The organism is Pseudokineococcus basanitobsidens (assembly GCF_037482545.1).
In the GTDB taxonomy this organism is placed as follows: Bacteria; Actinomycetota; Actinomycetes; order Actinomycetales; family Quadrisphaeraceae; genus Pseudokineococcus; species Pseudokineococcus basanitobsidens.
Genome location: NZ_JBBIAA010000001.1, coordinates 250,150 through 272,449, shown reverse-complemented (window position 1 = coordinate 272,449; position 22,300 = coordinate 250,150). Strand labels below are relative to the sequence as shown.

The 22,300-nt window shown below is 77.0% G+C and carries 18 protein-coding genes and 1 pseudogene; 4 read left to right on the top strand and 15 right to left on the bottom strand.

Annotated elements, in window-relative coordinates; all coding sequences use genetic code 11:
• Nucleotides 1-39: 39 nt before the first annotated feature.
• The 3 genes from WDZ17_RS01200 to WDZ17_RS01190 all read right to left on the bottom strand — a co-directional run bounded on the left by WDZ17_RS01200 (nt 40) and on the right by WDZ17_RS01190 (nt 3,075).
• A complete protein-coding gene (locus tag WDZ17_RS01200) occupies nt 40-477 on the bottom strand; it encodes an ATP-binding protein (protein WP_339573301.1) in 438 nt (145 codons plus the stop codon).
• A 139-nt stretch (nt 478-616) separates the two neighbouring features.
• Nucleotides 617-1,900 carry a DUF2254 domain-containing protein gene (locus WDZ17_RS01195; protein ID WP_339573511.1) on the bottom strand — a complete coding sequence of 428 codons (1,284 nt, stop codon included), beginning with the start codon at nt 1,898-1,900 and terminating at the stop codon, nt 617-619.
• A gap of 62 nt (nt 1,901-1,962) precedes the next feature.
• Nucleotides 1,963-3,075, bottom strand: a complete 1,113-nt coding sequence (locus WDZ17_RS01190; RefSeq protein ID WP_339573300.1) for a YihY/virulence factor BrkB family protein — start codon at nt 3,073-3,075, stop codon at nt 1,963-1,965.
• A gap of 196 nt (nt 3,076-3,271) precedes the next feature.
• On the opposite strand from WDZ17_RS01190, the gene WDZ17_RS01185 reads away from it, so the two are divergent.
• Complete coding sequence (locus tag WDZ17_RS01185) at nt 3,272-5,407, top strand: EAL domain-containing protein (RefSeq protein ID WP_339573299.1); 2,136 nt, start codon at nt 3,272-3,274, stop codon at nt 5,405-5,407.
• A 22-nt stretch (nt 5,408-5,429) separates the two neighbouring features.
• On the opposite strand, the gene WDZ17_RS01180 is transcribed toward WDZ17_RS01185, so the two are convergent.
• Nucleotides 5,430-5,810, bottom strand: coding sequence for an STAS domain-containing protein (locus WDZ17_RS01180; RefSeq protein WP_339573298.1), 381 nt, complete (start codon nt 5,808-5,810; stop codon nt 5,430-5,432).
• A gap of 312 nt (nt 5,811-6,122) precedes the next feature.
• Between WDZ17_RS01180 and cls the strand changes: the two genes are divergently transcribed.
• The gene (gene cls / locus WDZ17_RS01175) at nt 6,123-7,595 is read left to right on the top strand and encodes a cardiolipin synthase (RefSeq protein ID WP_339573297.1); all 1,473 of its coding nucleotides are present in this window, start codon (nt 6,123-6,125) and stop codon (nt 7,593-7,595) included.
• Nucleotides 7,596-7,625: 30 nt separating this feature from the next.
• Here cls and WDZ17_RS01170 read toward each other — a convergent pair whose 3' ends face one another.
• The 7 genes from WDZ17_RS01170 to WDZ17_RS01140 all read right to left on the bottom strand — a co-directional run bounded on the left by WDZ17_RS01170 (nt 7,626) and on the right by WDZ17_RS01140 (nt 17,511).
• Nucleotides 7,626-7,838 (bottom strand): PspC domain-containing protein, encoded by a 213-nt coding sequence (locus WDZ17_RS01170; RefSeq protein WP_339573296.1) that lies wholly within the window; start codon nt 7,836-7,838, stop codon nt 7,626-7,628.
• 145 nt (nt 7,839-7,983) lie between these two features.
• Nucleotides 7,984-8,940 carry an SCO4651 family lipoprotein gene (locus tag WDZ17_RS01165; RefSeq protein ID WP_339573295.1) on the bottom strand — a complete coding sequence of 319 codons (957 nt, stop codon included), beginning with the start codon at nt 8,938-8,940 and terminating at the stop codon, nt 7,984-7,986.
• A gap of 150 nt (nt 8,941-9,090) precedes the next feature.
• Entirely contained in the window at nt 9,091-9,969 is an 879-nt protein-coding gene (locus tag WDZ17_RS01160) for a dioxygenase family protein (protein WP_339573294.1), read from the bottom strand.
• Between the two features lie 106 nt (nt 9,970-10,075).
• Nucleotides 10,076-10,486 (bottom strand): hypothetical protein, encoded by a 411-nt coding sequence (locus WDZ17_RS01155; RefSeq protein WP_339573293.1) that lies wholly within the window; start codon nt 10,484-10,486, stop codon nt 10,076-10,078.
• A 47-nt stretch (nt 10,487-10,533) separates the two neighbouring features.
• The gene (locus WDZ17_RS01150; protein ID WP_339573292.1) at nt 10,534-11,529 is read right to left on the bottom strand and encodes an SDR family oxidoreductase; all 996 of its coding nucleotides are present in this window, start codon (nt 11,527-11,529) and stop codon (nt 10,534-10,536) included.
• 4 nt (nt 11,530-11,533) lie between these two features.
• Nucleotides 11,534-13,825, bottom strand: a complete 2,292-nt coding sequence (locus WDZ17_RS01145; protein ID WP_339573291.1) for an FUSC family protein — start codon at nt 13,823-13,825, stop codon at nt 11,534-11,536.
• Nucleotides 13,826-13,896: 71 nt separating this feature from the next.
• The gene (locus WDZ17_RS01140; RefSeq protein ID WP_339573290.1) at nt 13,897-17,511 is read right to left on the bottom strand and encodes a proline dehydrogenase family protein; all 3,615 of its coding nucleotides are present in this window, start codon (nt 17,509-17,511) and stop codon (nt 13,897-13,899) included.
• A gap of 53 nt (nt 17,512-17,564) precedes the next feature.
• Between WDZ17_RS01140 and WDZ17_RS01135 the strand changes: the two genes are divergently transcribed.
• Nucleotides 17,565-18,329: a helix-turn-helix domain-containing protein gene (locus tag WDZ17_RS01135; RefSeq protein WP_339573289.1), complete on the top strand. Its 765-nt coding sequence runs from the start codon at nt 17,565-17,567 to the stop codon at nt 18,327-18,329.
• 121 nt (nt 18,330-18,450) lie between these two features.
• On the opposite strand, the gene WDZ17_RS01130 is transcribed toward WDZ17_RS01135, so the two are convergent.
• From WDZ17_RS01130 to WDZ17_RS17410, 3 genes and pseudogenes are all read right to left on the bottom strand, one after another.
• The gene (locus WDZ17_RS01130) at nt 18,451-19,800 is read right to left on the bottom strand and encodes an LGFP repeat-containing protein (RefSeq protein WP_339573288.1); all 1,350 of its coding nucleotides are present in this window, start codon (nt 19,798-19,800) and stop codon (nt 18,451-18,453) included.
• A 145-nt stretch (nt 19,801-19,945) separates the two neighbouring features.
• On the bottom strand, nt 19,946-20,296 hold the full coding sequence (locus WDZ17_RS17415) for a DUF3140 domain-containing protein (protein WP_422631774.1): 351 nt from the start codon (nt 20,294-20,296) through the stop codon (nt 19,946-19,948).
• A gap of 57 nt (nt 20,297-20,353) precedes the next feature.
• Nucleotides 20,354-20,491, bottom strand: a pseudogene (locus WDZ17_RS17410) (hypothetical protein); the annotation flags it as partial.
• 89 nt (nt 20,492-20,580) lie between these two features.
• Between WDZ17_RS17410 and WDZ17_RS01120 the strand changes: the two are divergent.
• Nucleotides 20,581-21,468: a class I SAM-dependent methyltransferase gene (locus WDZ17_RS01120; protein ID WP_339573286.1), complete on the top strand. Its 888-nt coding sequence runs from the start codon at nt 20,581-20,583 to the stop codon at nt 21,466-21,468.
• Nucleotides 21,469-21,487: 19 nt separating this feature from the next.
• On the opposite strand, the gene WDZ17_RS01115 is transcribed toward WDZ17_RS01120, so the two are convergent.
• Nucleotides 21,488-22,234, bottom strand: coding sequence for a hypothetical protein (locus tag WDZ17_RS01115; RefSeq protein WP_339573285.1), 747 nt, complete (start codon nt 22,232-22,234; stop codon nt 21,488-21,490).
• Nucleotides 22,235-22,300 lie beyond the last annotated feature (66 nt).

Below are 22,300 nucleotides of genomic sequence, written 5' to 3'. Positions count from 1 at the left end.
ACGGCGGGCCCGCGCGGGGCCGACGCGCCGAGGGGGGCCTCAGGCCTTCAGGCAGGCCCAGACGTGCTTGCGGCCGTCCTCGACGTACCAGCCGCGGTCGGTCGCCAGCATGGCGACGAGCGGGAGGCCGTGCCCGCCGAGACCCGGGGAGCGGTCGTGCTCGGGCGTGGGCGGGCTCTGCGGGTCGTGGTCGGCCACGTCGAGCAGGCAGGTGGACCCGTCCTGGCGCACGGTCACCTCGGCGGGGGGCACGGCGTGCCGCAGCGCGTTCGTGACGAGCTCGCTCAGCAGCAGCGCCAGGACGTCGGGGACCCGCAGGGATCCCCGGGCACCGTCCGGCCCGCCGAGGTCGGCCACGAGCGTGACGAGGTCCCGACGGGCGCCGGTCAGCTCGGTCGCGCTGGTGAGGACCCAGTGGGCGAGCACCCCGCCGCCGACGTCCGGACGGGCGCGCGGCCAGTCGGTGAGCTCGGACACCGACCCCCACCCACTCCCGACCCTCGCGGTCCTCGACGTGGCCCGGCGAGCGCCGGCCCGGCACCGGCGGCGCCGTCGCGACCACCGTAGGTCCGACCCACCGTCCCCGCCCGCCCGACCGGGAGCGGCGCCGTGCGGGTCAGGCGTGCCCCGCCGCGGCCTGGTCGACCCGCGCCGCCGCCTCGTCGAGCATCTGCCGCCAGCGGGCGTCGTCCCGGAAGTCCTCCGAGGCCCGCACCACCCGGTCGCGCGCCGCGAGCACGTGCCGCAGCTGGTCGGGGGCCCCGCCCACGACCGCCGCCGCACGGGCGAGCAGCTCGTGGAGGGCGACGAGCACGACGGGGTCCTCGCTGGCGTACAGCAGCGGCTGGCCGACGACGACGTCCAGCACCTCGGGCACGCCCTGGCGGCGCAGGACGACGCGCACGACGTCGTCCTCGTCCCGCAGGAGGGCGTCGCCGACGCCGTGCTCGAGCGCCGCCGCCGTCACGTCGGCCAGGTGCGCGAGCGCGTGGACCGCCGTCGTCGGGTCGTTGAGGGACGGCGACACGGCCCGGACGGCGACGTCGACGATCTGCCGGAGCCCGTACGTGGGGTCCTGCGCGGAGGTGCGCTCCTCCCCCATGACGACGCCCGAGCGCACCGCGCGCTCCAGCTCCTCGTCGGCGTAGCGGGTCTCGCTGCCCGCGGCGACGCCGGGGAGCAGGCGGCCGAGGTGGTCGCCGCGGACGAGCAGGGCCCCCGGCGTGGCGGTGAGGTCGAGCACGGCGTCCCGGCTGCGGGCCAGCTCCACGAGCGCGTCGCGGTCGAGACGGGCGACGAAGCCGGTCTCCCCGGCGCGCACGACCAGCCCGTCCGTGCGCTCCTGCAGCGACGCCGGCACCGGCTCGGCGCGCTCGCTGCCGGTGACGGCGACCATGGCCTCGGCCCGGACGTCGACGAGGATCGGCTCGATCCGGATCCGCCGCACGAGGTGGGCGAGGAACAGCACGAGCCCGACGACGCCACCGACGGCCAGCAGCACCGCCAGCGTCACCGAGAGCTGGGGCACGAAGCCGCCGCCGTCGTCGAGCGGCTCCCGCACCGTCCTCAGGACGACGAGGGCGTAGACGAAGACGGACAGGAAGAGCCCCAGCGTGAGCTGCACGGCGCGGTCGCCGGCGAAGGTGCGCAGCAGCCGCGGCGAGTACTGGCTGCTCGCGAGCTGCAGCGTCACGACGGTCAAGGAGAACGTCAGCGAGGTCACCGTGACGAAGGCGCCGGCGATGGCGGCGAGGACGTCGCGCGCCGCGGAGGCACCCCCGCCGAAGACGACGTCGCTGACGAAGGTGGGCAGGTCGTCGTCGACGACCTCGTCCAGCAGCGGCAGGAGCGTGCCCGCCAGGAGGGCGAGGGCGATGAAGGCCAGCGGCGTCGGCCACAGGCGCGCCCGGGCCGCCTCGAGCAGGCCGGAGACGAAGCCCTCCCGCTGGTCCCGCTCCGCCTTCAGGAGACGTCCCCGCGCGCTTCCCGCGCCTCGCGGTCGGCCTGCTCGGCCCGGCTCTCCCCGCCGCTGCGCAGGCGCAGCTCGTAGCCCTCGTCGACGTCCTCGCGGGCCTTGGCGGCCTTCTTGTCGCTGACGCTCGTGTCGCGCGGCGGCAGCTGGATGGTCTCCTCCGCCCGGATGCCCGCCTGGAGCTCGCGCCCGCGCTCGACCTCGGTGTCGACCTCGGCGCCGAAGAGGAGCGCGATGTTCGTCACGTAGAGCCACAGCAGGAAGACGATGACACCGGCGAGGGCGCCGTAGGTGGCGTCGTAGCTGCCGAAGTTGACGACGTAGACCGCCAGGACGGCGGACGCCACGAGCCAGACGACGATCGCGACGAGCGATCCCAGGCTCATCCAGCGGAACTTCGGCTGCTGCACGTTGGGCGTCGCGTAGTAGAGGACCGCCACGACCACGACGACGATCACCAGCAGCACCGGCCACTTGGCGATCGACCACACCGTGACGGCCACGCCGCCGAGCCCGACCACGTCGCCGACGGCCTGGGCCACGGGCCCGCTGACGACGAGGATGACGAGGGCCAGGGCGATGAGCAGGACCGCGACGAGGGTGACGAGCAGCATCACCGGGCGCACCTTCCAGATCGGGCGCCCCTCCTCGACCTCGTAGATGCGGTTCATCGCGCGCGAGAAGCCGTTGACGTAGCCCGAGGCGGTGAAGAGCGCCCCGAGGATGCCGAGGACGAGGCCGAGGCCGGCACCGCCGGTGCTGAGGCCCCCGATGAACGTCTCGACGGCGCCGTTGATGCCGGAGGCGGTCGTCTCGTCCGGCGACAGGGTGCTGACGACCTGGGTGAGCCCGTCGACGACCGCCTGGCTCTGCCCGACGAGACCCAGCAGCGAGATGAGCGCGATGAGCGCCGGGAAGAGCGCGAGCACGGCGCGGTACACGAGCGCCGCCGCGAGGTCCGTGCACCCGTCCTCGGAGAACTCCCGGACCGTGCGCCCGAGCACGTACCTCACGGTGGGCTTCGTGAGGTCGTCGGGGCTGTCCGGCTTGCGCGGGTCCTCCGGGGGCGGTGCGGTCCGGGCCTTGGCGTGCGTGTCCGACATGGGCCGGTGTTCCTCTTCCTCGGTGGGGCCGGGGCCCTCGGCGGCCGTGCGCGGCCCTGCTCTCGACCGCTCAGGGTGGACCGCGACGGGCCCTGCCGCGCGCCGGACGCGCCGGAGGCCGGGCTCCGTCCGTCGCGGGCACGGGGGCGCCCGAGCCCGGCTCAAGGCCCGGGGCCGACGTGCCGATGCCCCGCCCGTGAGCGCCTCCCCGAGCCCGGCCCCGCGCCGGGCGCTCGCGGCCGTGCGCGCCGTCGCCCGGCGCCGCGGCCGCCGCCGCCCGTCCGCGCGCGCCTGGCGGCGCCGGCAGGGGCTGCTGGCGGGGGTGCTGTCCGTCCACGCCGCCCTGCTCGCCGCCGCGGCGGCGCTCGTCGGCGAGGCCGCCGTGCCCGGTCTCGTGGCGGCGGCCACCGCGGTCATGGCCCTGCTCGCCGTCGCGACGGTCCCGCTCCTCGTCCCGCGGCTGCACGTCCCGCGCGCCGTGGCCGCCGCGGCCGCCGGCGCCGGGCTGGCCGCGGCCGCCCTCGCCCTCGGCGCCCTGGCCGCCGGGGGGCTGGGCGTCGGAGCCGCTCCCCTCGTCGCGGGAACGCCCCTGACGGGCCTGCCGACCGGCGGCCTGCCCACCACCGTGACGACCGCCCACCTGCTCCTCGTCGTCGTCCTCGCCTCCCTGCACCGCTCGGCCCCGCCGGTCCTCGCCGTGCTCGCCACCGTCCTCGCCGGTCGCCTCGCCGCACCGGTCGCGGACCTGCCCGCCCCGACCGGCGCCGAGACGGCGGCGGAGCTCGTCGCCCTCGCCGCCGCGGGGACCGTCGCCCTCGTCTCCTGGCGGGCCGAGGCGCGGCAGGCGCCGCCGGGGCCGGAGGTCCGCAGCGCCGACCGCGAGGGCCTGCGCGCGCTCCTCGTGGCGCACCTGCAGGACCACCCGGACGCCCCGCTGGCGCTCCTGCTCGTCGCCCTCGTCCCCGGGGAGGGTCGCGACGGCGCCGGCGGGGGCGAGGCGGACCTCCTGCGTGCCGTGACGACGCGCGCCGCCGGCGCCGTCCGGGACGGGGACGTCGTCGTCCGGCTGCCCGAGGGACGTCTCGCCGTGCTGCTGCCGGGCGGGACGGCCGCCAGCGCCCGCCGCGTGGGCGAGCGCGTCCGCAGCGCCCTGTCCGAGGGCGTCGTCGTCGCCGGTGCCCTCCTGGACGTCGAGGCCTCCGTGGGCGTCGGGGGGTCGACGGCGACCTCGGCGCCCGAGCCGTCCGCCCGCGCGCACGACGCCGGCGGTGCACGCGCGACCGCCGACCGCCTGCTCGCGGAGGTCGACGCCGCGCTGGAGGTCGCCCAGGACACCGGCACCGGGGTGGCCGTCGTGGACCCCGACGAGCGCGAGGGGGCGCGCCTGGCCGACCTCGCCGCCCTGCGCGCGGCGCTGCGCGGCGCGCTGGCCCCGGCGCCCGGGGCGGGGCCGGGGCCGGGGGCCGGGCCGGGGCCGCGGCCGGGGGCGCGGCCGGGGGCGGAGGAGGTGGCGGGACCGACGACCGGGGGCCTCGAGCTGCGCTGGAGGCCGCAGTTCGACGTCCGGACCGGGCGCTGGACGACCGCGACGGCGGAGCTCGTCTGGGGCCCCGACGCGCCCGCCGCCGCGGGGGCGCGCCACGGCCGCCGTCGGGCGCCCGTCGAGCTGGCCGCGGGGACGACGGTCGCCCCGGACCTCGTGCACGTGCTGCTGCGGCGGGCGCTGGCGGCGACGACGACGTGGCGCGCCGAGGGCGTCCGCGTCCAGGCCGCCGTCGCCGTCCCCGGCGAGGCCCTCGGCCGACCCGGGCTCGTCGACCTCGTCACGGCCGCGCTGGCGGACGTGGGGGCCGAGCCCGGCGACCTGCGCCTGCTGGTCGCCGACGCCGACGTCGTCGCCGACCCCGCCGCCGCGGCCGCGGCGGTCAGCCGCGTGGCGGCGCTCGGCGTCGCCGTGTCCGTGACGGGCGTGGGGGCCAGCCGCTCCTCGGTGGCGGCGCTCGGCGCCCTCGCCGTGGACGAGGTGGTCGTGGACCCCGCCCTCGTCGTCTCCCTCGGCGCGGGCCGTCCCGACGACGCACGGCTCGTGCGCGCCGTCACCGGCCTCGGCCACGGCCTCGGGCTGCGGGTCGTGGCGGACGGCGTGGACGACGTCACGGCCCACCGGGCCGCCGTGGCCCTGGGCTGCGACGCCGTCCAGGGCGCCCACGTCGGCGACCGGACGACGAGCAGCGGGGTCGCCGACCTCGTGCGCGGCGGCCACGGCGGCGACCTGCTCGCGCCGTCACGGCGTCCCGGGCTGCCCGCCCCTCGCCGCCCGGACGGCGGCTGAGCCGACCGTCGGCCGCCCCCGGTCAGGCCTCGACGTCGAAGAAGTCCGTCATCGCGGTGATGTCGAGCATCTGCACGACCGGGCGGGACGGCCGGACGAGCCTGACCTTCTCGCCGCGGGCGCGTGCGGCGACGGCCGCGGTGATGAGGCAGTGCAGGCCCATCGAGTCGATGAAGGTCACCTCCTCCGCCTCGACGACCTCGACCCGGCGCAGCGCCTCCTCGAGCCCGGCGCCGGCCGTCTCGACGGCGTGGAGGTCCACCTCGCCCCGCATCCGCAGCAGCGTCGGGTCGTCGTCGTCCAGGGCGACCGCGGCCCCCTCTCCCGCGACCCCGTCACCCGGGGCCCCGTCACCCACGACCCCGTCAGCGGCGGCTGGTCCGAGGTCGTCAGAGGGGGTCACAGGCCCCATCGTCGGGGGTCGGACCGCCCCGCCGCACCACGAGCCCGCCACGGCCGACCGGCCCGGGACGTACGCCGACCCCGGGAGCCGACGGGGGGGACGGCTCGACCGGGGTCGACGTGACCAGGATAGGGCCACCACCGGGCCGGCCGCACCGGAGGCGCGCCGCCGCGCGCACCGACGGCGCACCGCGAGGAGCCCGGCGCCGGTGCGCGCCCACCGACGTGGTCCACGACGACCCGGCCCTCGGCCGTCCTCGTACGCTCGGGCGGCCACCGCCCACCGGGGGAGGTGCGCGGCCCCGGAGCCTCCATGCAGATCGACCTGTCGCAGGTCTCGCTCGTCGTCGCGACCGTCGTCGCGGTCGTGGACGTCGTCATCCGCGTCGTCGCGCTGGCCGTGGTCCCGCGAGAGCGTCGTCCCTCGTCCGCGATGGCCTGGCTGCTGCTCGTCTTCTTCGTGCCCTCGCTGGGCGTCATCGCGTTCCTGCTCATCGGGAACCCGAAGCTGCCCCGGCACCGCCGCGAGAAGCAGCGGGAGATGAACCAGCTCATCGAGGAGGCCGTCCGCGCCTCCCACGTGGCCGACGTGGTCGCGCACCCCTGGCCGCCGTGGGTCGAGGGCGTCACCGCGCTCAACCACCGGCTCGGGGCCATGCCCCTGCTGCCCGGCAACGACGCGCACATCATCGCCTGCTACGAGGACCAGGTGCCGGAGCTCGCCGCCGCCCTCGACCGGGCGCAGCGCTACGTGCACGTCGAGTTCTACATCTTCTCCTGCGACGACGCGACGAGGCCCTTCTTCGACGCGATGGAGAAGGCCGTCGCGCGGGGGGTGGAGGTCCGCGTCCTGCTCGACCACATCGGCACCTGGCGCTACCCGGGGTACCGGCAGACGCTCGCCGAGCTGGACCGGATCGGCGCCCGGTGGCGCCTCATGCTCCCCGTGCAGCCGCTCAAGGGGCGCTACCAGCGGCCCGACCTGCGCAACCACCGCAAGCTCGTCGTCGTCGACGGCGTCGAGGCCTACGTCGGCTCCCTGAACCTCATCGACCGCACCTACAACAAGCGGGCCGCCATCAAGCGCGGCCTGCTGTGGGAGGACCTCCTCGTGCGCCTGCACGGGCCGGTCGTCCACGAGGTCGACGCCCTCTTCGTCACCGACTGGTACAGCGAGACGGACGAGATCGTCGCCCCCGCCGCCGACCCCCTGCCGCAGCCGGTCGAGGAGAAGGGGCTGCACTGCCAGGTGGTGCCGAGCGGGCCGGGGTTCGAGGGGGAGAACAACCTCAAGTTCTTCAACTCGCTGATCTACGGCGCCCAGCGGCGGCTGTCCATCACGAGCCCCTACTTCGTGCCGGACGAGTCCCTGCTCACCGCGGTGACGACGGCGGCGGAGCGCGGCGTCGAGGTCGAGCTCTTCGTCGGCGAGATCGGGGACCAGGTCCTCGTCTTCCACGCCCAGCGGTCCTACTACGAGACGCTGCTGCGGGCCGGCGTGCGGATCTGGCTGTACCCCCCGCCGTACATCCTCCACGCCAAGCACATGAGCGTCGACGAGGAGATCGCGGTCGTCGGCTCCAGCAACCTCGACATCCGCTCCTTCGAGCTGGACCTGGAGCTCACCCTGCTCGTGCTCGGTCGGCAGTTCGCCCGCGAGCTGCGGGACGTCGAGGACGACTACCGCGCCAAGAGCCGCGAGCTGACGCTCGAGGACTGGTCCCGCCGGGGGTTCTGGCGGCGCACCGTGGACGACCTCGCGCGCCTCACGTCCGCCGTCCAGTGACGTGCCGGACGCGCGCGGGGCACGAGGGCGTCAGGACGAGCCGCGGCCACGGCGTCCGGCCCGATCCGACCCGGCCGACGGCATGATGATCCAGAGCACGGCGTAGGCGATCAGCTGGGTGCCGGGCAGCAGGAACGAGAGCACGAAGAGGACACGCACGAGGGTGCGGCTGGTGCCGAAGCGGTCGGCGAGACCGGCGCAGACGCCGGCCACGACGCGGCCGTCGCGAGGGCGGACGAGCACGGGGGCCTCCTGGGGTCGACGTCCGCGCCCGGGGCCGCGCGCGGTGACCCCGCAGCGTCCCAGCCCGTCCCCGCGCCCGCGCGGCGAGCCGCGGCCCTCGGCCGGACCCGGCAGCCGGCCCCGGCAGCTGGGCCCGGCGCCCGGCTCAGCCGGCGGGGGTCGCCGGCGCCGCGGACGCCTGCAGCTCGGAGAGCGGGACGGCACCCTGCGGCGCCTCGACGGCGACGTCGGTGCCCCAGTCGGAGAAGTCGACCGTGGACTGCGAGGACACCTGCTGGCTGTCGGCCGACGTCTCCACGGTCGTCGCCGTCCGCACGGGCAGCCCGTCCTGCCCGACGTAGAGGTCGAAGGGGATGGTCGACAGGCCGAGCTGCTGGTACTGCTGCCGCAGCTGGTCGAGGTCGGCCCCCTCCTGCTGCGCGCCCTCCGCCGCGGCCTCGAGGTCGACCTCGCCGCGGTAGTGCGTCGTCGCGGCGCCGTCCACGTCCTCGGCCCCGACCTCCTCGACGTCCCCGGCCTGCTCGAGGAGCGAGAGCTGCTGCGAGGGGTCGGCCCCGCCGAGCGGGCCCCCGGCCGCGCCGAGCTCCTCCAGGGACACCGAGACCCACTGGTCGGCCGGCTGCCCCGGGAGGCCGGAGACGTACGCCGTGCCGTCCACCTGCCGGAGCTCGAGGGCGACCTCGCCCTGGCCGGGGAGCTGGGAGGACAGCCGGAGGTCCAGCGCCTGGCTGCCGGTGTCGAAGGTGCCCTCGCCGGTGGCGACGACGGTCTGGCCCCCCGCGTCCGTCTGCGAGGAGAAGTCGAAGGCGCCGGTGCCGGCGTCCCGGGCGGCGGCGAGGGAGTCCGCGACCGCCTGCGCCGCCTCGCTGGTCCCGTCCACCGGGTCCGTGGGCGCCGGGTCCGTGGGCGCCGCGCTCGCGCCGGCGGACGCGGACGTCGAGGGGGACGCCGCCGCGGCCGAGGAGGCGGCGTCCGGCGCGTCGTCGTCCGCACCGCTGCAGCCGGCGAGCGCGAGGGTGCCCGCGGCGATCAGGACGACGGACGTCCGGCCGGTGCGGCGGGGGCGCCGCGCGGCGGGGGCGGCGGTGCGGGCGGTGCGCATGGGGGCTCCTCGGGGGGTCGTGTGGCGCCCACGGTCGCACGTCGACCTGCGGGGACGGGCGAGGGCCGCACGCCGTCACCTGGTCCGGTGGCGACCGGGTCGACGCGCCCCGACGGACGAGGACGCGGACCCGTCGCAGGCGCCGGGAGGTCAGGCGACCTGGATCGACCGCTTGGCGAAGCCGATCTGGAAGTCGTCGACGACGGTCGTCGGCGGGGCGGTCGGGTCCGTGGCCGCGCCGAGGGTGATGAACAGGGGCGTGTAGTGCTCCACGGTCGGGTGCGCGTAGGGCATGCCCGGCGCCTTGGTGAGGTCGGCGAGGGTGTCGACGTCGCCGCGGGCCAGCGCGTCGGCGGCCCAGGCGTCGAAGTCGGCCGACCACGCCGGCACCTCGTTGCGCTCCACCATCGCGCGGGTGAGGAACGGCAGGCCGTGCGTCATGTAGCCGGAGCCGACGACGAGGACGCCCTCGTCGCGCAGCGCGCGCAGCCGACGGCCGAGGTCCAGCAGCCGGGCGGGGTCGTGCGTGGGCATGCTCAGCTGCAGGACGGGGACGTCGGCGTCCGGGTACATGATCGTCAGCGGGACCCAGGCGCCGTGGTCGAGGCCCCGGGTCGCGTGCTGGTGCAGCGGCTCGGCGTCCGGCATGGCGGCGGCGACGCGGCGGGCGAGGGCCGAGGCGTCCGGCGTCGCGTAGCGCATCGTCGAGTAGCGCGGCGCGAAGCCGCCGAAGTCGTAGACGAGCGGGGTCCCCGCCGCCGACGCGGACAGGCTCAGCGGCGCGGACTCCCAGTGCGCGCTGACGATCACGACCCCCGTCGGCCGCGGCAGCTGCTGCGCCCAGCCGAACAGCTGGGAGATCCACAGCGGGTCGTCGAAGAGCAGGGGGGCGCCGTGGCTGAGGTAGAGCGCCGGCATCGGCCCGTCGGCCGGCGTCCACGCGCGGCGCTCCCGGGTGAGCGCGCCGTGGCCGGCGAGGAACTCGTCCCACGCGGCCCCCGGGCGCTCGGGGCGGAAGAGGTTCGGCATCGGTCGCTCCAGGGCACGGGGCCCGCAGGCCGTGCGGGTCACCGGCGGGCCCGCTGGGACGAGCGTACGCCGATGTACGTGAGCGCTCAAGCACCGACCGCGGGTGCTACGCCGGTCGGAGCTGCTCGGCCGTGAGCCAGGACTCGACGACGGTCGCCGTCTCGTCGTCACCCAGCGCGTAGACGACCCGACCCAGCCACCCGGTCGGCGTGGACCGCCACTCCGCGACCACACCCGCGAGCGGCTCGTCGAGGCCGTCGTCCTCGCCGGGGAGCACCCAGCAGTGCCGCTGCGTGCGCCGGACCTCGGCCGGGCTCGCCGTCGGGACGCGGGCGTCCGGCGCCGGGCCCTCCTCCTCGACGGGGGGTGGCGCCGACGGCCCCGAGGGGACGCCACGGCTGCCCGCGCCCTCCACGCCGGGCGGCCCGGCGCGGCCGAGCAGCACCCGGCCCGCCGCCGTCGTCGCCGTCGGCTGCCCGCGCTGCGGACCCCGGCCCGCCGTCATGCCCCCTGCCACCCGGCCATCCTGCCACGGACGTCGAACACCTGTTCGACGTCCGTGCGTCAGCGGCGCGGGCGGTGCGCCTCCACGAGCCGGTCCATGACGGCGTCCATGTGCGCGTCCACGACCTGCCGCGCGGGGTCGGCGTCGTACCACTCGAGCATCTCGCGGGCCCCGGTGGCGAAGGGCGTCGTCGCGACCCAGCCGGGGACGAGCGCCTTCACCTTGCTGTTGTCGAAGACCATCGAGTGCGCCTTGTCGCCGAGCAGGCCGGCGCCCCACTCGGCGTCCTCCGCGGCGATGGCGTCGGACGGGACGTGCACGAGGCGCGGCTCGGCACCGGCGGCCGCGGCGACCGTGCGGAAGATCTGGTCCCACGTCGGGGCCTCGTCGGAGGTGATCTGGACCGCCTCGCCGATCGCCCGCGGGTTGGCCAGCAGCCCGGTGAAGGCGGCGGCGAAGTCGCGGTGGTGGGTGAGCGTCCACAGCGAGGTGCCGTCGCCGTGCACGACGACCTCGGCGCCGCGGCGCATCCGGTCCACGACCGTCCAGCCGCCGTCGAAGGGCAGCAGGGTCTTGTCGTAGGTGTGCGACGGGCGCACCACCGTCACCGGGAAGCCGTCCTCGCGGTAGGCCCGCGTCAGCAGGTCCTCGCAGGCGATCTTGTCGCGGCTGTACTGCCAGAACGGGTTCCGCAGCGGCGTCGACTCGGTGACCGGGACCCGCAGCGGCGGCGTCTGGTACGCCGAGGCCGAGCTGATGAAGACGTACTGACCGGTGCGCCCGGCGAACAGCTCGACGTCGGTGCGCACGTGGTCCGGGGTGAAGGCGACCCAGTCGACGACGACGTCGAACTCCTCCTCCCCCAGCGCCTCCCGGACCGACGCCGGGTCGCGCACGTCGGCCTGCACGACGCGCGCCGCCTCGGGCAGCGGCCGGGTCGACGTGGTCCCGCGGTTGAGGACCGTGAGGTCGAGCCCCGCCTCGACGGCGAGGGCGGAGCAGGCCGAGCTGATGACGCCGCTGCCGCCGACGAACAGGACCCTGGGGGCGCTCATGCCGTCACCGTAGGAGCCGGGAGCGCTCCCCGCCGCCCTGCGCCCACCGGCCCCCCTCGTCGACCAGCTCGCGCAGGGCCTCGTCGACGGCGCGCAGGTGGCGCCCGGCCGACAGCCACAGCGCGCGGGTCGGCCCGTCGGCGCCGCCGGGCAGGGCGTCCGGGTCGTCGGCGGCCGCGGCGCTGCGCCGGTCGGCCGCGTCCAGCGCGTCCGTCGCGGGCCGGGCCACCTCGCCGCCGTCGGTCCGGTCGCCCCCGCGACCGCCGGCCGCGGCGGCCGCCACGGCGTCCGCCGTGGCGGCGACCTCACGCGCGGCGTCGCCCAGCCCGGGGTGCGCGGCGCGGGAGGGGCCGCCCGCGAGCCGGTCGACGACCCGGGTGAGGGCGCGCGCGTGGTGCTCGCACACCCCGAGGACCCGCACCGTGCGCAGCGCGCCGCTCCGCCGCGTGCGCCCGAGGAGGCCGCCGGTCACCGGGCGCGCCGTCGTCCGGAGCTCCACGACCGCGTCGCGCAGCGACCGCGACATGTCGAGCACCCGCGCGGCGCCGCCCGCCGCGGCCCGGTCGCCGGCCAGCCCCGCGCCGGCGGCGCGCAGCAGCTCGGCCAGGTCGTGCAGCGCCTCCTGTCCCTGCTCGTCCGTGCGCGTCCGCGACCGGGCGGGCAGCACGAGGAAGGCGACGGCGACCCCGACCGCCGCGCCCGCCGCCGTCTCCTCCAGGCGGAGCACCAGCAGGTCCACCGTCAGCGTGCCCAGCAACCCGTAGAGCAGCGCCAGCAACGTCGTGAAGAAGAAGACCGTGACGCCCTGGGACACCGGCATCATGAAGACGGCGCCGAAGAGGCAGAGGCCGACGAGCACGAGCGAGACGGCCACGTCCCCGCCGACCAGGGCCCCGACCAGCACCCCCGCGACGACGCCTGCCAGCGTCCCCACCACGCGCTGCCACCCCTTGCGGAGCGTCTCCTCCCGCGTCGACGTGCCGATGAAGACGACGAAGGTCGCGATCACCGCCCAGAACCACCGTGCGGGCGAGAGGAGCTCGCCGACGACGATGGCGCCGACCGCGGCCACGCCCACCTGCAGCGCCTCGCGCGCCGTCTCCCGCCGGGCCCGGCGCCGCTCGTCGGGGTCGTCGGGGTCGTCGGGCCCCGGCGACCGGTCCGGCTCGTCGTCCTCGCCGCCGCGCTCGGGCAGGGCGTCGTCGGCGTCCTGCGCGCCCGGGTGGCGCACCCGCGTCCAGGCCTCGTCGAAGCGGTCCACGGCGCGGACGAGCCGTCGGCGGAGGTCGGCCGTCCCCGGGTCGTCGTCCGGCGCCTCGCCGCCGCCCGTGCGTGCCGGGACGAGGGGGGCGTGCAGGCGCGGGTGCATCGCCCGGTGCCGCGTCTCGAGCGCCTCGGCCAGCCGGGCCCGGTGGTCGCCCGGCAGGTCCCGGCCGTCGAGGAGCTGCGTCGTCAGCGCCGCGACGCGCTCGACGGCGAGCTGGAGGTCGACGACGCGGACGTCCATGGCGTCGTTGTCGAGCGACGGCACGAGCCTCCCGTCCGCCTCCTCCAGCCGCTGCTCGACCATGAGCGCCGCCTCGGCGGTGGCCCGTAGGCGGTCGTCGAGGCGCCGGACGTCCGCGGCGGCCAGAGAGCCGGAGCGGGCCGCCGTGGCGAGGACGTCGAAGACCGCCCCCGCGCGCAGGCCCAGGGCCGCCAGCACCCGCCGGAGGTCGCGGTAGGGGTGCCGGGGACGCAGCAGCGTCCGCACCGTCCAGCTCACGCCCGCCCCGACGACGACGGACACGAGCAGCGGGGGCAGCTGCCCGGGCGTCGCGCCCAGGAACAGGGCGAAGAAGTAGCCGATGAAGGCGACGAACCCCACGGGGGCTCCCCGCGGCCCGAGCCGGCGCAGGAGCACCGCGCCGACGATGACGAGGACGAACGCGCCGTCCCCCAGGAGCATCCTGGAGCTCAGCACCGCCGCGAGGCTCACCGACGCCCCGGCCACCGGCACCATGAGCGCGACGGTGACGCCCCGCGCCCGGGGGTCCTCGCCCCGGACGGCGACCGAGGAGATCATCGCCACGACGACGCCGAGCAGCGCCGAGGTGACGGGCTGCCCCCAGACGCGCATGACGGCGGTGAGGACCCCCAGCGAGGTCGCCAGGGCCAGCAGCGTCGTCGCGGCGGTCCGCAGCCGGACGAGGCCGGGGTCGGAGGCGCGGAGCAGCGTCCACGCCCCGCGCACCGAGCGCTCCAGGGAGCCGGGCTCGCGCTCCCCCACGGGCGAGCGGGCGGGGGCGGTCGTCACGAGCCCATCCTCGGGCCCGCGCCTCCTACCGCCTACCGCCCGCCCGCCTGCCCGCCTGCCCGGAGGCGGGCTCAGGCCTGGGCGGCGCCCTGCGGTCGCGACGGGCGCTGGACGTGGCCGAAGCGGTGCCGGGTGCGGCTGACCGCCTGCTCGCGGACGACGGTGAGCAGCTCCCGGCGCCCGGCGGCGAGCGCCGGCCCGGGCACGACGCTCGTGCCCGCCTCCGCCGCGGCGAGGGCGACCTCGGGCTCGAGGCCGCCGAGCACCCGCAGCCGCTCGCCGCCGGCCAGCCGCTCGCCCAGCGCGGCCGCGTCCTCGACGACGACGTGCACCCGCGGGGCCGGGTGCGCCCCCGCCGCGGCGAGGGCCCGCAGGTCCTCGGCGCCCGTGCGGCCCGGCCCCTCCGGGACGCTCACCTCCAGCGGCGTGCCGGTGCGGGCGGCCGCGAGCCGGACGCGGGCGACGTCGCGCGCCGTCGTCCCCGGCCCGCACCGCACCCGCAGCCGCGGCAGGGGCCGGTACCGGAAGGTGTTCTCCTCCACCTCGAGCCCGGTCTCGTCATGCTCGACACCGACCTCCTCGGCCCAGGCGCGGGAGTCCGAGGCCGCCGCGGCGCGCAGCCACGCGAGGTCCTCCCCGGCGAGGCGGTCGGTCACCCCGGCGAGCACGGCGGTGACCTCGGGCGTCAGCGCGCGACCGTCCGTCGCCGGCGCCGCCCCCGTGTCCGCCCACGTCCCGAGCTGCGCGACGTAGTTCGGGCCGCCCGCCTTGGCGCCCGGGCCGACGGACGAGCCGTCCCACCCGCCGAAGGACTGGCGCTGCACGACCGCGCCGGTGATGTGCCGGTTGACGTAGGCGTTGCCGACGGGCGCCGTCGCGAGCCAGCGGTCCACCTCGTCGTCGGACAGGGAGTGGATGCCACCGGTCAGGCCGAACCCGGTCTCCGCGGCGACGGCGGCGGCCTCCTCGAGGTCGGCGACGGCCACGACGCCGAGGACGGGGCCGAAGCACTCCGTCGTCGCGAACCACGAGCCACGACGCACGCCCTCGCGCACGCCCGGCGACCACAGGCGCCCCGTCCCGTCGAGCTGCCGCGGCTCCACGAGCCACGACTCCCCCGGCTCCAGCGTCGTCAGCGCGCGCAGCAGGTTCCCGCTCGGCGGCTCGATCACCGGGCCCATCACCGTGGCCAGGTCCGTGCCGTCCCCGACGGGCAGCGAGCGGACGGCGTCGGCGAGCTGGCGGCGGAAGCGGTCCGAGCGCGCGACGCTGCCGACGGCCAGCACCAGGCTCGCGGCCGAGCACTTCTGCCCGGCGTGCCCGAAGGCCGAGCGGACGACGTCGGCGACGGCGAGGTCGACGTCCGCCGACGGGGTCACGACGAGGGCGTTCTTGCCGCTCGTCTCCGCCAGCAGGCGCAGGTCGGGCCGCCAGGAGCGGAACAGCCGCGCGGTACCCGAGGCGCCCGTGAGCACGACGGCGTCGACGCTCGGGTGGGTGACGAGGCGCCGCCCGGCGTCGCCCTCGTCGGTGCGCAGGAGCTGCAGCAGGCCGTCGGGGGCGCCGGCCTCGGCGAGCGCGGCCTGGATCGGCTCGAGGCCGACCTCGGCGCAGCGCACCACCTGCGGCGCCGGCTTGATGACGACGCCGGCCCCGGCCGCGAGCCCGGCGAGCACCCCACCCATCGGGATGGCGACGGGGAAGTTCCACGGCGGCGTCACGACGACGACGCGGGCCGGCGTGAAGGCGGCACCGGCCACCCGCTCGAGCTCGAGCGCGCTGCCCGCGTAGTACCGGGCGAAGTCGGTGGCCTCGGAGACCTCCGGGTCGGCCTCGGCGACGGTCTTGCCGGCCTCGTGGGCCATGACGGCGACGAGGTCGCCGCGGCGCGAGGCCAGCAGGTCGCCGGCGCGGCGCAGGACGGCGGCGCGCTCGCGCGCGGGGGTCCGCGCCCACCGCTCCCCCGCCGCGCGGGACCGCTCGACGGCCGCGTCGACCGCGGCGACGTCCGTGACGACCTCCGCCCGCACCGGACCCGGGTCCCGGGCGAGCACCTGCTGCGCCCACACCCGGTTGGCCGGCAGCGACGGGTCGGTGTCGGGCTCGCCGGCGAACGCGCGCTCCTCGTCCGGCGCGCCGCCCGTCGTCGGCGCGCCGTGCGCCTCCTCGGCCAGCCGGTCCTGGGTGCGCCGCGGTCCGGCGGCGACCTCGAAGCGACGGCGGACGGAGTCGCGGAAGCGCTGCACCTGGTCGGCGAGCGGGGCGCCGCCGGCGGACTCGGGCGCGAAGAGCGCGTACAGGTAGTTCTGCGGTGCGGCGTTCTCCTCGAGGCGGCGCACGAGGTAGGAGACGGCGACGTCGAAGTCCTCGGGGTGCACGACGGGCGTGTAGAGCACGAGGCGGCCGGCGTCGGCCTGGACGGCGCGCGCCTGCGCCGGCGCCATGCCCTGCAGCATCTCGACGTCGAGGCCGTCCTGCGCGCCGCGCTCCCGCGCGACCTCCACGGCCAGCGCCACGTCGGGCAGGTTGTGGCTCGCGACGCCGATGCGGACCCACCGGGTCCGCTCCGGCGTCAGCGCGACGTCGAGCAGCCGCACGTAGCTGGCGTCGACGTCCTCCTTGGTCGCGTAGGGCGCCTGGGGCCAGTCGTGCAGCTCGGCGTCGACGTGCTCCATCGCGAGGTTCGCGCCCTTGACGAAGCGGACCTTGACCGGCGCACCGCCGGCCTCGACCCGGGCCCGGGCGAGCGCCGTGACGCGCTCCAGCGCGGGCAGCGCGTCGGGCAGGTAGGCCTGCAGGACGATCCCGGTCTCGAGCTGCTCCAGGCCCGGCGTGGCGACGAGCTGCTCGAAGACGTCGACCGTCAGGTGGAGGTCCTTGTACTCCTCCATGTCGAGGTTGAGGAAGACGTGCGGCGAGCGCGACGCCGCCAGCCGGTACAGCGGCAGGAGCCGCTCGACCAGGCGGTCCCGGCTGCCCTCGACGTCCCACGGGACGAGCTGCGCCGCGACCGAGCTCGCCTTCACCGAGACGTAGTCGACGTCCTCGCGCTCGACGATCCGGCGGACCGCGGCCAGGCGCCGGTCGGCCTCCTCGTGGCCGAGGACGGCCTCGCCGAGGAGGTTGAGGTTGAGCTGGACGCCGTCCTTCGCCGCCTTCGCGAGGTGCCGCCCGAGCGGGCGGTCGCCGGCGTCGGCGACGAGGTGCCCGACGAGCTGGCGCAGCCGGGCCCGGGCCAGCGGCATCGCGACGCGCGGCAGCAGCGGGGCGACCCGGGCACCGGCCGCCATCATCAGCCGGTCGGGGACCGACAGGAAGTCGGGCAGCTCGGCGTCGACCATGGCGTTCAGCTCGCGCGCCGCGACGGCGTCGTCCTCGGGGCGGGCGACCTTGTCGACGAAGCGCATCGTCATGTCGACGCCCTTCGGGTCGTGCACGAGGGAGGCGAGGCGCTCGGTGGCCTTGCGCTCGTCGGCCGCCTGCGGGCCCTTCGTCGCCTCGACCCAGCGGGCGGCCCGCGCCAGCGCCGGCTCGACGCAGCGCTCGACGACGTCGTCGACGGGCGCGGTGGGGACGGCGGCGACCGCCGCGTCCCAGGCGCGGCGCTGCTCCTGCAGCCCGCGGAGGGTGGAGGAGCCGCCGCCGGGCGTCGTCGCCGAGCGGGGGGAGGGGTCGGTCAGCGTCATGCCCTCAGGGTGCGCCTGCCCCGGCGGTCCCGTCTTGTACGGTCCCGACTCCCATGACGAGCGGTCCCGACCACGGCGACGCCGGTGTCGTACGCCTCCCCGGCGGCTGGCCCGCCGAAGCCCTGGCCCCCGCGCTGCTCGACCTCCTCGACGAGACCCCCGACGTCATGTTCTGCGCCAAGGACGCCGGCGGCCGGTACGTCGCCGTCAACGACGCCTTCGTCCGGCGGACGGGCGAGCGCTCGCGCCGTGACGTCGTCGGCCGCACCGCACGCGAGCTCTTCGTCGTCGACCTCGCCGAGCGCTACGACGAGCAGGACGCCGCCGTCCTGCGCACGGGCGAGCCGCTCCGGCACGAGCTGGAGCTCATCCGCCGGGAGGGCGGCGCGCCGGGCTGGTACCTCACGACAAAGCTCCCGGTCCGGGGTGCGGACGGCGTGGTGCTGGGCCTGGTGAGCCTGAGCCAGGACCTGCGCGCGGCCGACGACGCCGACCCGGCGCTCACCGGTCTCACCCGCGTCGTCGAGCTGGTCCAGGCGTCGGTCGCCGACCCGCCGCGCACGGCCGACCTCGCCGCGGTCGCCGGCTGCTCCGTCGCCGTGCTGGAGCGCCGGGTGCGCAGGGTGTTCGGCCTCTCCCCCCGCCAGCTGGTGCTACGCACCCGCATCGACCGCGCCGCCGACCTGCTGACGACGACGCAGACCCCGCTCGCCGACGTCGCCACCGCCTGCGGCTTCTACGACCAGCCGTCCTTCACCCGCCAGTTCGCCCGCCTCGCCGGCGAGACGCCGGGGCAGTTCCGGCGGCGCGGACGCTGAGCAGCCCGGGCGCCCGCGAGGCGACCTGCAGACGTCGTCCCCGCCCGGGACCACGACGCTCTGACCAGGGCGGATCCGTGCGGCGCCCGACATCTGCAGGTCGCCTCGCGGGGAAGACGCCTCAGGTCAGCTGGACGGCCACCTGCTTCGTCGTGGCGTTCCAGCGGATCGCGCCGTGCTCGAAGAAGTTGGTCGTCCCCGAGACCGTCGGGATGGTCCGTGACGTCGGGTAGCCCAGCGAGGAGCGCTCCGCGCCGAGGGCGACCCACCGGTCCCGCACCGGGCCGAGCACCTCGTGGGCGCCCGTGGCCGCGCTCGCGTAGACCACGCCGCCCTGGAACTGGCTGTAGGTACCGCGGCCGTCGGACGTGGTCCGCTCGTCGGCCACCGGGAAGCCGAGCGCCGAGCGCTCCCAGCCCATCGCGGCCCAGCGGTCGCGGACGGCGCCGCGCACGAGGCTCGGGCTGGTCGACGGGCTGTCGTACAGCGAGCCCCGCTCGAAGTGGCGGTAGGTCCCGGTGGGCTTCGAGAGCGTCCGCTCCGGCGTCGTCGGGCGGCCGAGGACGCCCTTCTCCCCGCCGAGCGCGGCGTACTTCGCCGCGATGGTGGTGGGGGCGGGAGCCGGGGTGGGCGTCGAGGTGGGCGTGGGGGTCGGGGTCGGGGTCGGGGTCGGGGTCGGGGTGGGCGTCGTCGGACGGGCGACGGCCGCCGGGCACGGGGAGGTGTTGCGCCCGGCGTACCTCGGGACGGGCTCGCCGGTGTAGACGCGGCAGGGGCCGTAGTCGTGGCCGGCGAGCGTGGTGCCGCTCCAGAAGGACGTGCGCTTCATGGCGCCGTCCCAGCTGAGGGAGAGGTGGACGTGGTCGCGGTGCGGGCTCGCGCCGTTGTAGGCCTTCCACACGCCGTTGTAGGAGCCCCAGATCCTGCGGTCCCAGATGACGTACATGACGCCGAGGCGGCGGGCGTTGCCGGCGGTGACGCCCTGGGCGTCGGGGCCGACGAGCCACTGGATGAGGGCGGCGGCCTTGGCCGCGTCGGCCGGCTTCGTCGCGTCGAGCATCCAGTCGTAGGCCCGGCCGTCGGAGTGCTCGGTCGTCGACGACGAGCAGGCGCGGGTGATGCCGCCGGTGTTCCCGCCGTAGGTGGTCCGCAGCAGCTCGCGCAGGGCGACGGTGCCGGGCTTCTCGACCGGGTCGCAGGAGATCTGCGGGACGTACTTCGCCAGCGCCTCCGGCGGGCCGGTGTACGTGACGAGCGGGCGCGGCACCGGCGTCGCGAGCGCCGTCACCGAGCCGAGCGCGACGGCCGCCGACGAGGACGGGGGCGCGGCGAGCGCAGGGCCGGCCGCGGCGACGGTCGAGAGGGCCGCCACCGCCACGACCACCGCGGCGGTGCGGCGGAGGCGACCGGTGGTCGGACGGGCGGCGGTGGGTCGCGAGCTGTGGGGGCGCAGGCCCGGATCGCTGGTCATGGCCGGGGCGTCGGCGCGGTCGGCCCGACCCTGGAGCGGCCCGCGCCCGCACGAGCGGTCGAGGAGACCCGCTCGGCGCACGCGCGTGGGCCGAGCGGGTCACGGGCCCCGCCCGCCCGGCCCCGGGCCCGGCCCCGACCTCAGCTCAGTCGTCCAGCGGGTCGTTCCCCCAGTTCATGAGCGAGTAGCGCCACTTCGAGGTCTTCACGTCCTCCTCCGTCGGCTCCTGCGCCCGGTGGCGGTGCACGTAGCCGACGACCTTCCTCATGTGCGCGACGTCGTCCTCGGTGAGGTCGTCCTTCTTCGTGCGCAGGATCGTCACGATCCGCCGGCCGCTCTCGTGCCCGGTCGACTCGCCCTTGCCGCCCGTGTCCCCCACCGACATCGACTCGTCCGTCTCGAGCCACTCCTCGAGCTGCTTCGGGGTCATGGTGACCGCGTCCTGCCAGTCGTCCCACACGTCGTCGAGGCCCTCGGGCCGGTCGTCCTTCGCCATGGAGAGACCCTGCGGCACCGCCGGTCGGGCGGCACCCTGGAGGTGGACGCCGAGCCCGGCCCACCACCACGGCCGCCCCTCGCGGACGGCCTGCCAGACCAGCCAGGCGCCGCCGATCTCGGCGAGCGCGGCGAGCGCGGCGAGCGCGGCGAGCGCGGCGAGCGCGAGCAGGGGAGCCGAGCGCAGGACGGTCATGGCGAGCAGCCTCCCGGCGCAGGCACTGACGGCGGCAGCACCGGGAACCCGGTCGAGCTCGACCTCGCCGGTCCCTACGGTCTCCTCCCGTGGACGCCGCCCGTACCCCGCTCGAGAGCACCTCGTCCGCAGGTCTCCCCCCGGAGGTCGCGGCGAACCTGCGCAACTGGGAGGAGCGCGTGCCCATCCACCTCGTCGGCTACGGCACCGACGCCTTCGTGGCCGACCCGCACCGCCTCAGCGACGTGGCCCGGCAGGACCTGGCGCTCATGGCGCCGCACCTGCCCGGCGGCTCGCTCGAGGGCCTCGACCTGCTGCACCTGCAGTGCCACATCGGCACGGACACGCTGTCCTTCGCCCGCTGCGGGGCTCGGGTGACGGGCGTCGACCTCTCGCCCTCGGCGATCACCGCCGCACGGTCGCTCGCCGAGCGGGCCGGCCTCGCGGCGACGTTCGTCGAGAGCGAGGTCACGGCCGCGCAGCACGCGGTCACCGGGACCTTCGACGTCGTCCACACGAGCATCGGTGCGCTGTGCTGGCTCCCCGACCTCCCCGCGTGGGGTCGCACCGTCGCGGCGATGCTGCGGCCGGGCGGCCTGTTCTTCGTCCGCGACGGCCACCCCGTCATGGCCGCGCTGGACGACGTCCACGAGGACGGCCGCCTCGTCCTCGCGCGCCCCTACTTCGGCGGCACCCCGGAGCGCTGGTACGGCGACCAGACCTACGTCGAGAGCGACGTGCGCCTCACGAGCACCGAGACGTGGGAGTGGAAGCACCCGCTGTCGGAGGTGGTCACCGTGCTCCTGGACGCCGGGCTGCGGATCACCTCCCTGGGTGAGCAGGACCTCCTCCCGTGGAAGGCGTTCCCGCACATGGTCGAGGTGACGGGCGAGCACGGGTCGGCGTGGGCGCTGCCCGGGGAGCAGCGCGCCCACCTGCCGCTGACCTTCTCCCTCACCGCGACCCGGGACGCCTGAGGACGGCCGGGGAGCCCGCTCAGGCGGCGTAGGTCCAGCCGGACGGCGTGGCGGTGGTCCCGCCCTCGGGCGTCGTCCCGTCCGTGGAGCCTCCCGTCGACCCGTCCGTCGACCCGTCGTCGGTCGTGCCGGAGCCGCCGCGGTCGCCCCGCGGACCGTGACCCGGCCCGTGGTCGCCGCGGTCCGGGAGCTCGCGCGTCACCAGCTCGGAGATCCGGTCCTCGAGGTCGGCGGCGCGCGCGTCGGCGTCGGCCTGCGTGAGGTCGCCCTCGGCGACCTCCTCGTCGAGGTGGGCCTGGGCGGCGTCGACGAGCGCCGCGACGAGGTCGTCGGTGCTCACGCCCTGGTCCTCGGCGACCGAGGCGAGCGTCGCGCCGTCCTCGGCGAGCGCGTCGCGCAGCTCCTCCGGGGTCATCGAGAGGGCGTCCGCCGCGGCGTCGAGGCCCATGACGAGACCCCCGCCGTGGTGGCCGCCCCCCGGTCCGTCCCCGTCTCCCGATCCGTCCCCGTCTCCCGGTCCGTCCCCGGGCCCACCCCGGCCGGGAAGCTCGTCGGCGAGGGTCGCGGCGACGTCGTCGGCCTGGTCCTGCGTCAGCGTCCCGTCGGAGACGAGCCCGCCGAGGGCGTCGGTGATGCGCGCGACGCGCGAGGTGACGGCGTCGGCCGCCTCCTGCGCCGTGGTGTCCGCGAGCGCCGGGCCCGCGAGGGCGGCGCCCCCGAGGGCGAGCGCGCCCGCGACGGTGATGGTGGCCAGCTTCCTGCGCACGGCAGTCCTCCCTCCCGCGCGGTCTCTCCGCCGGGACCCAGGACGGTGCGCGGGCGACCTGTCAGG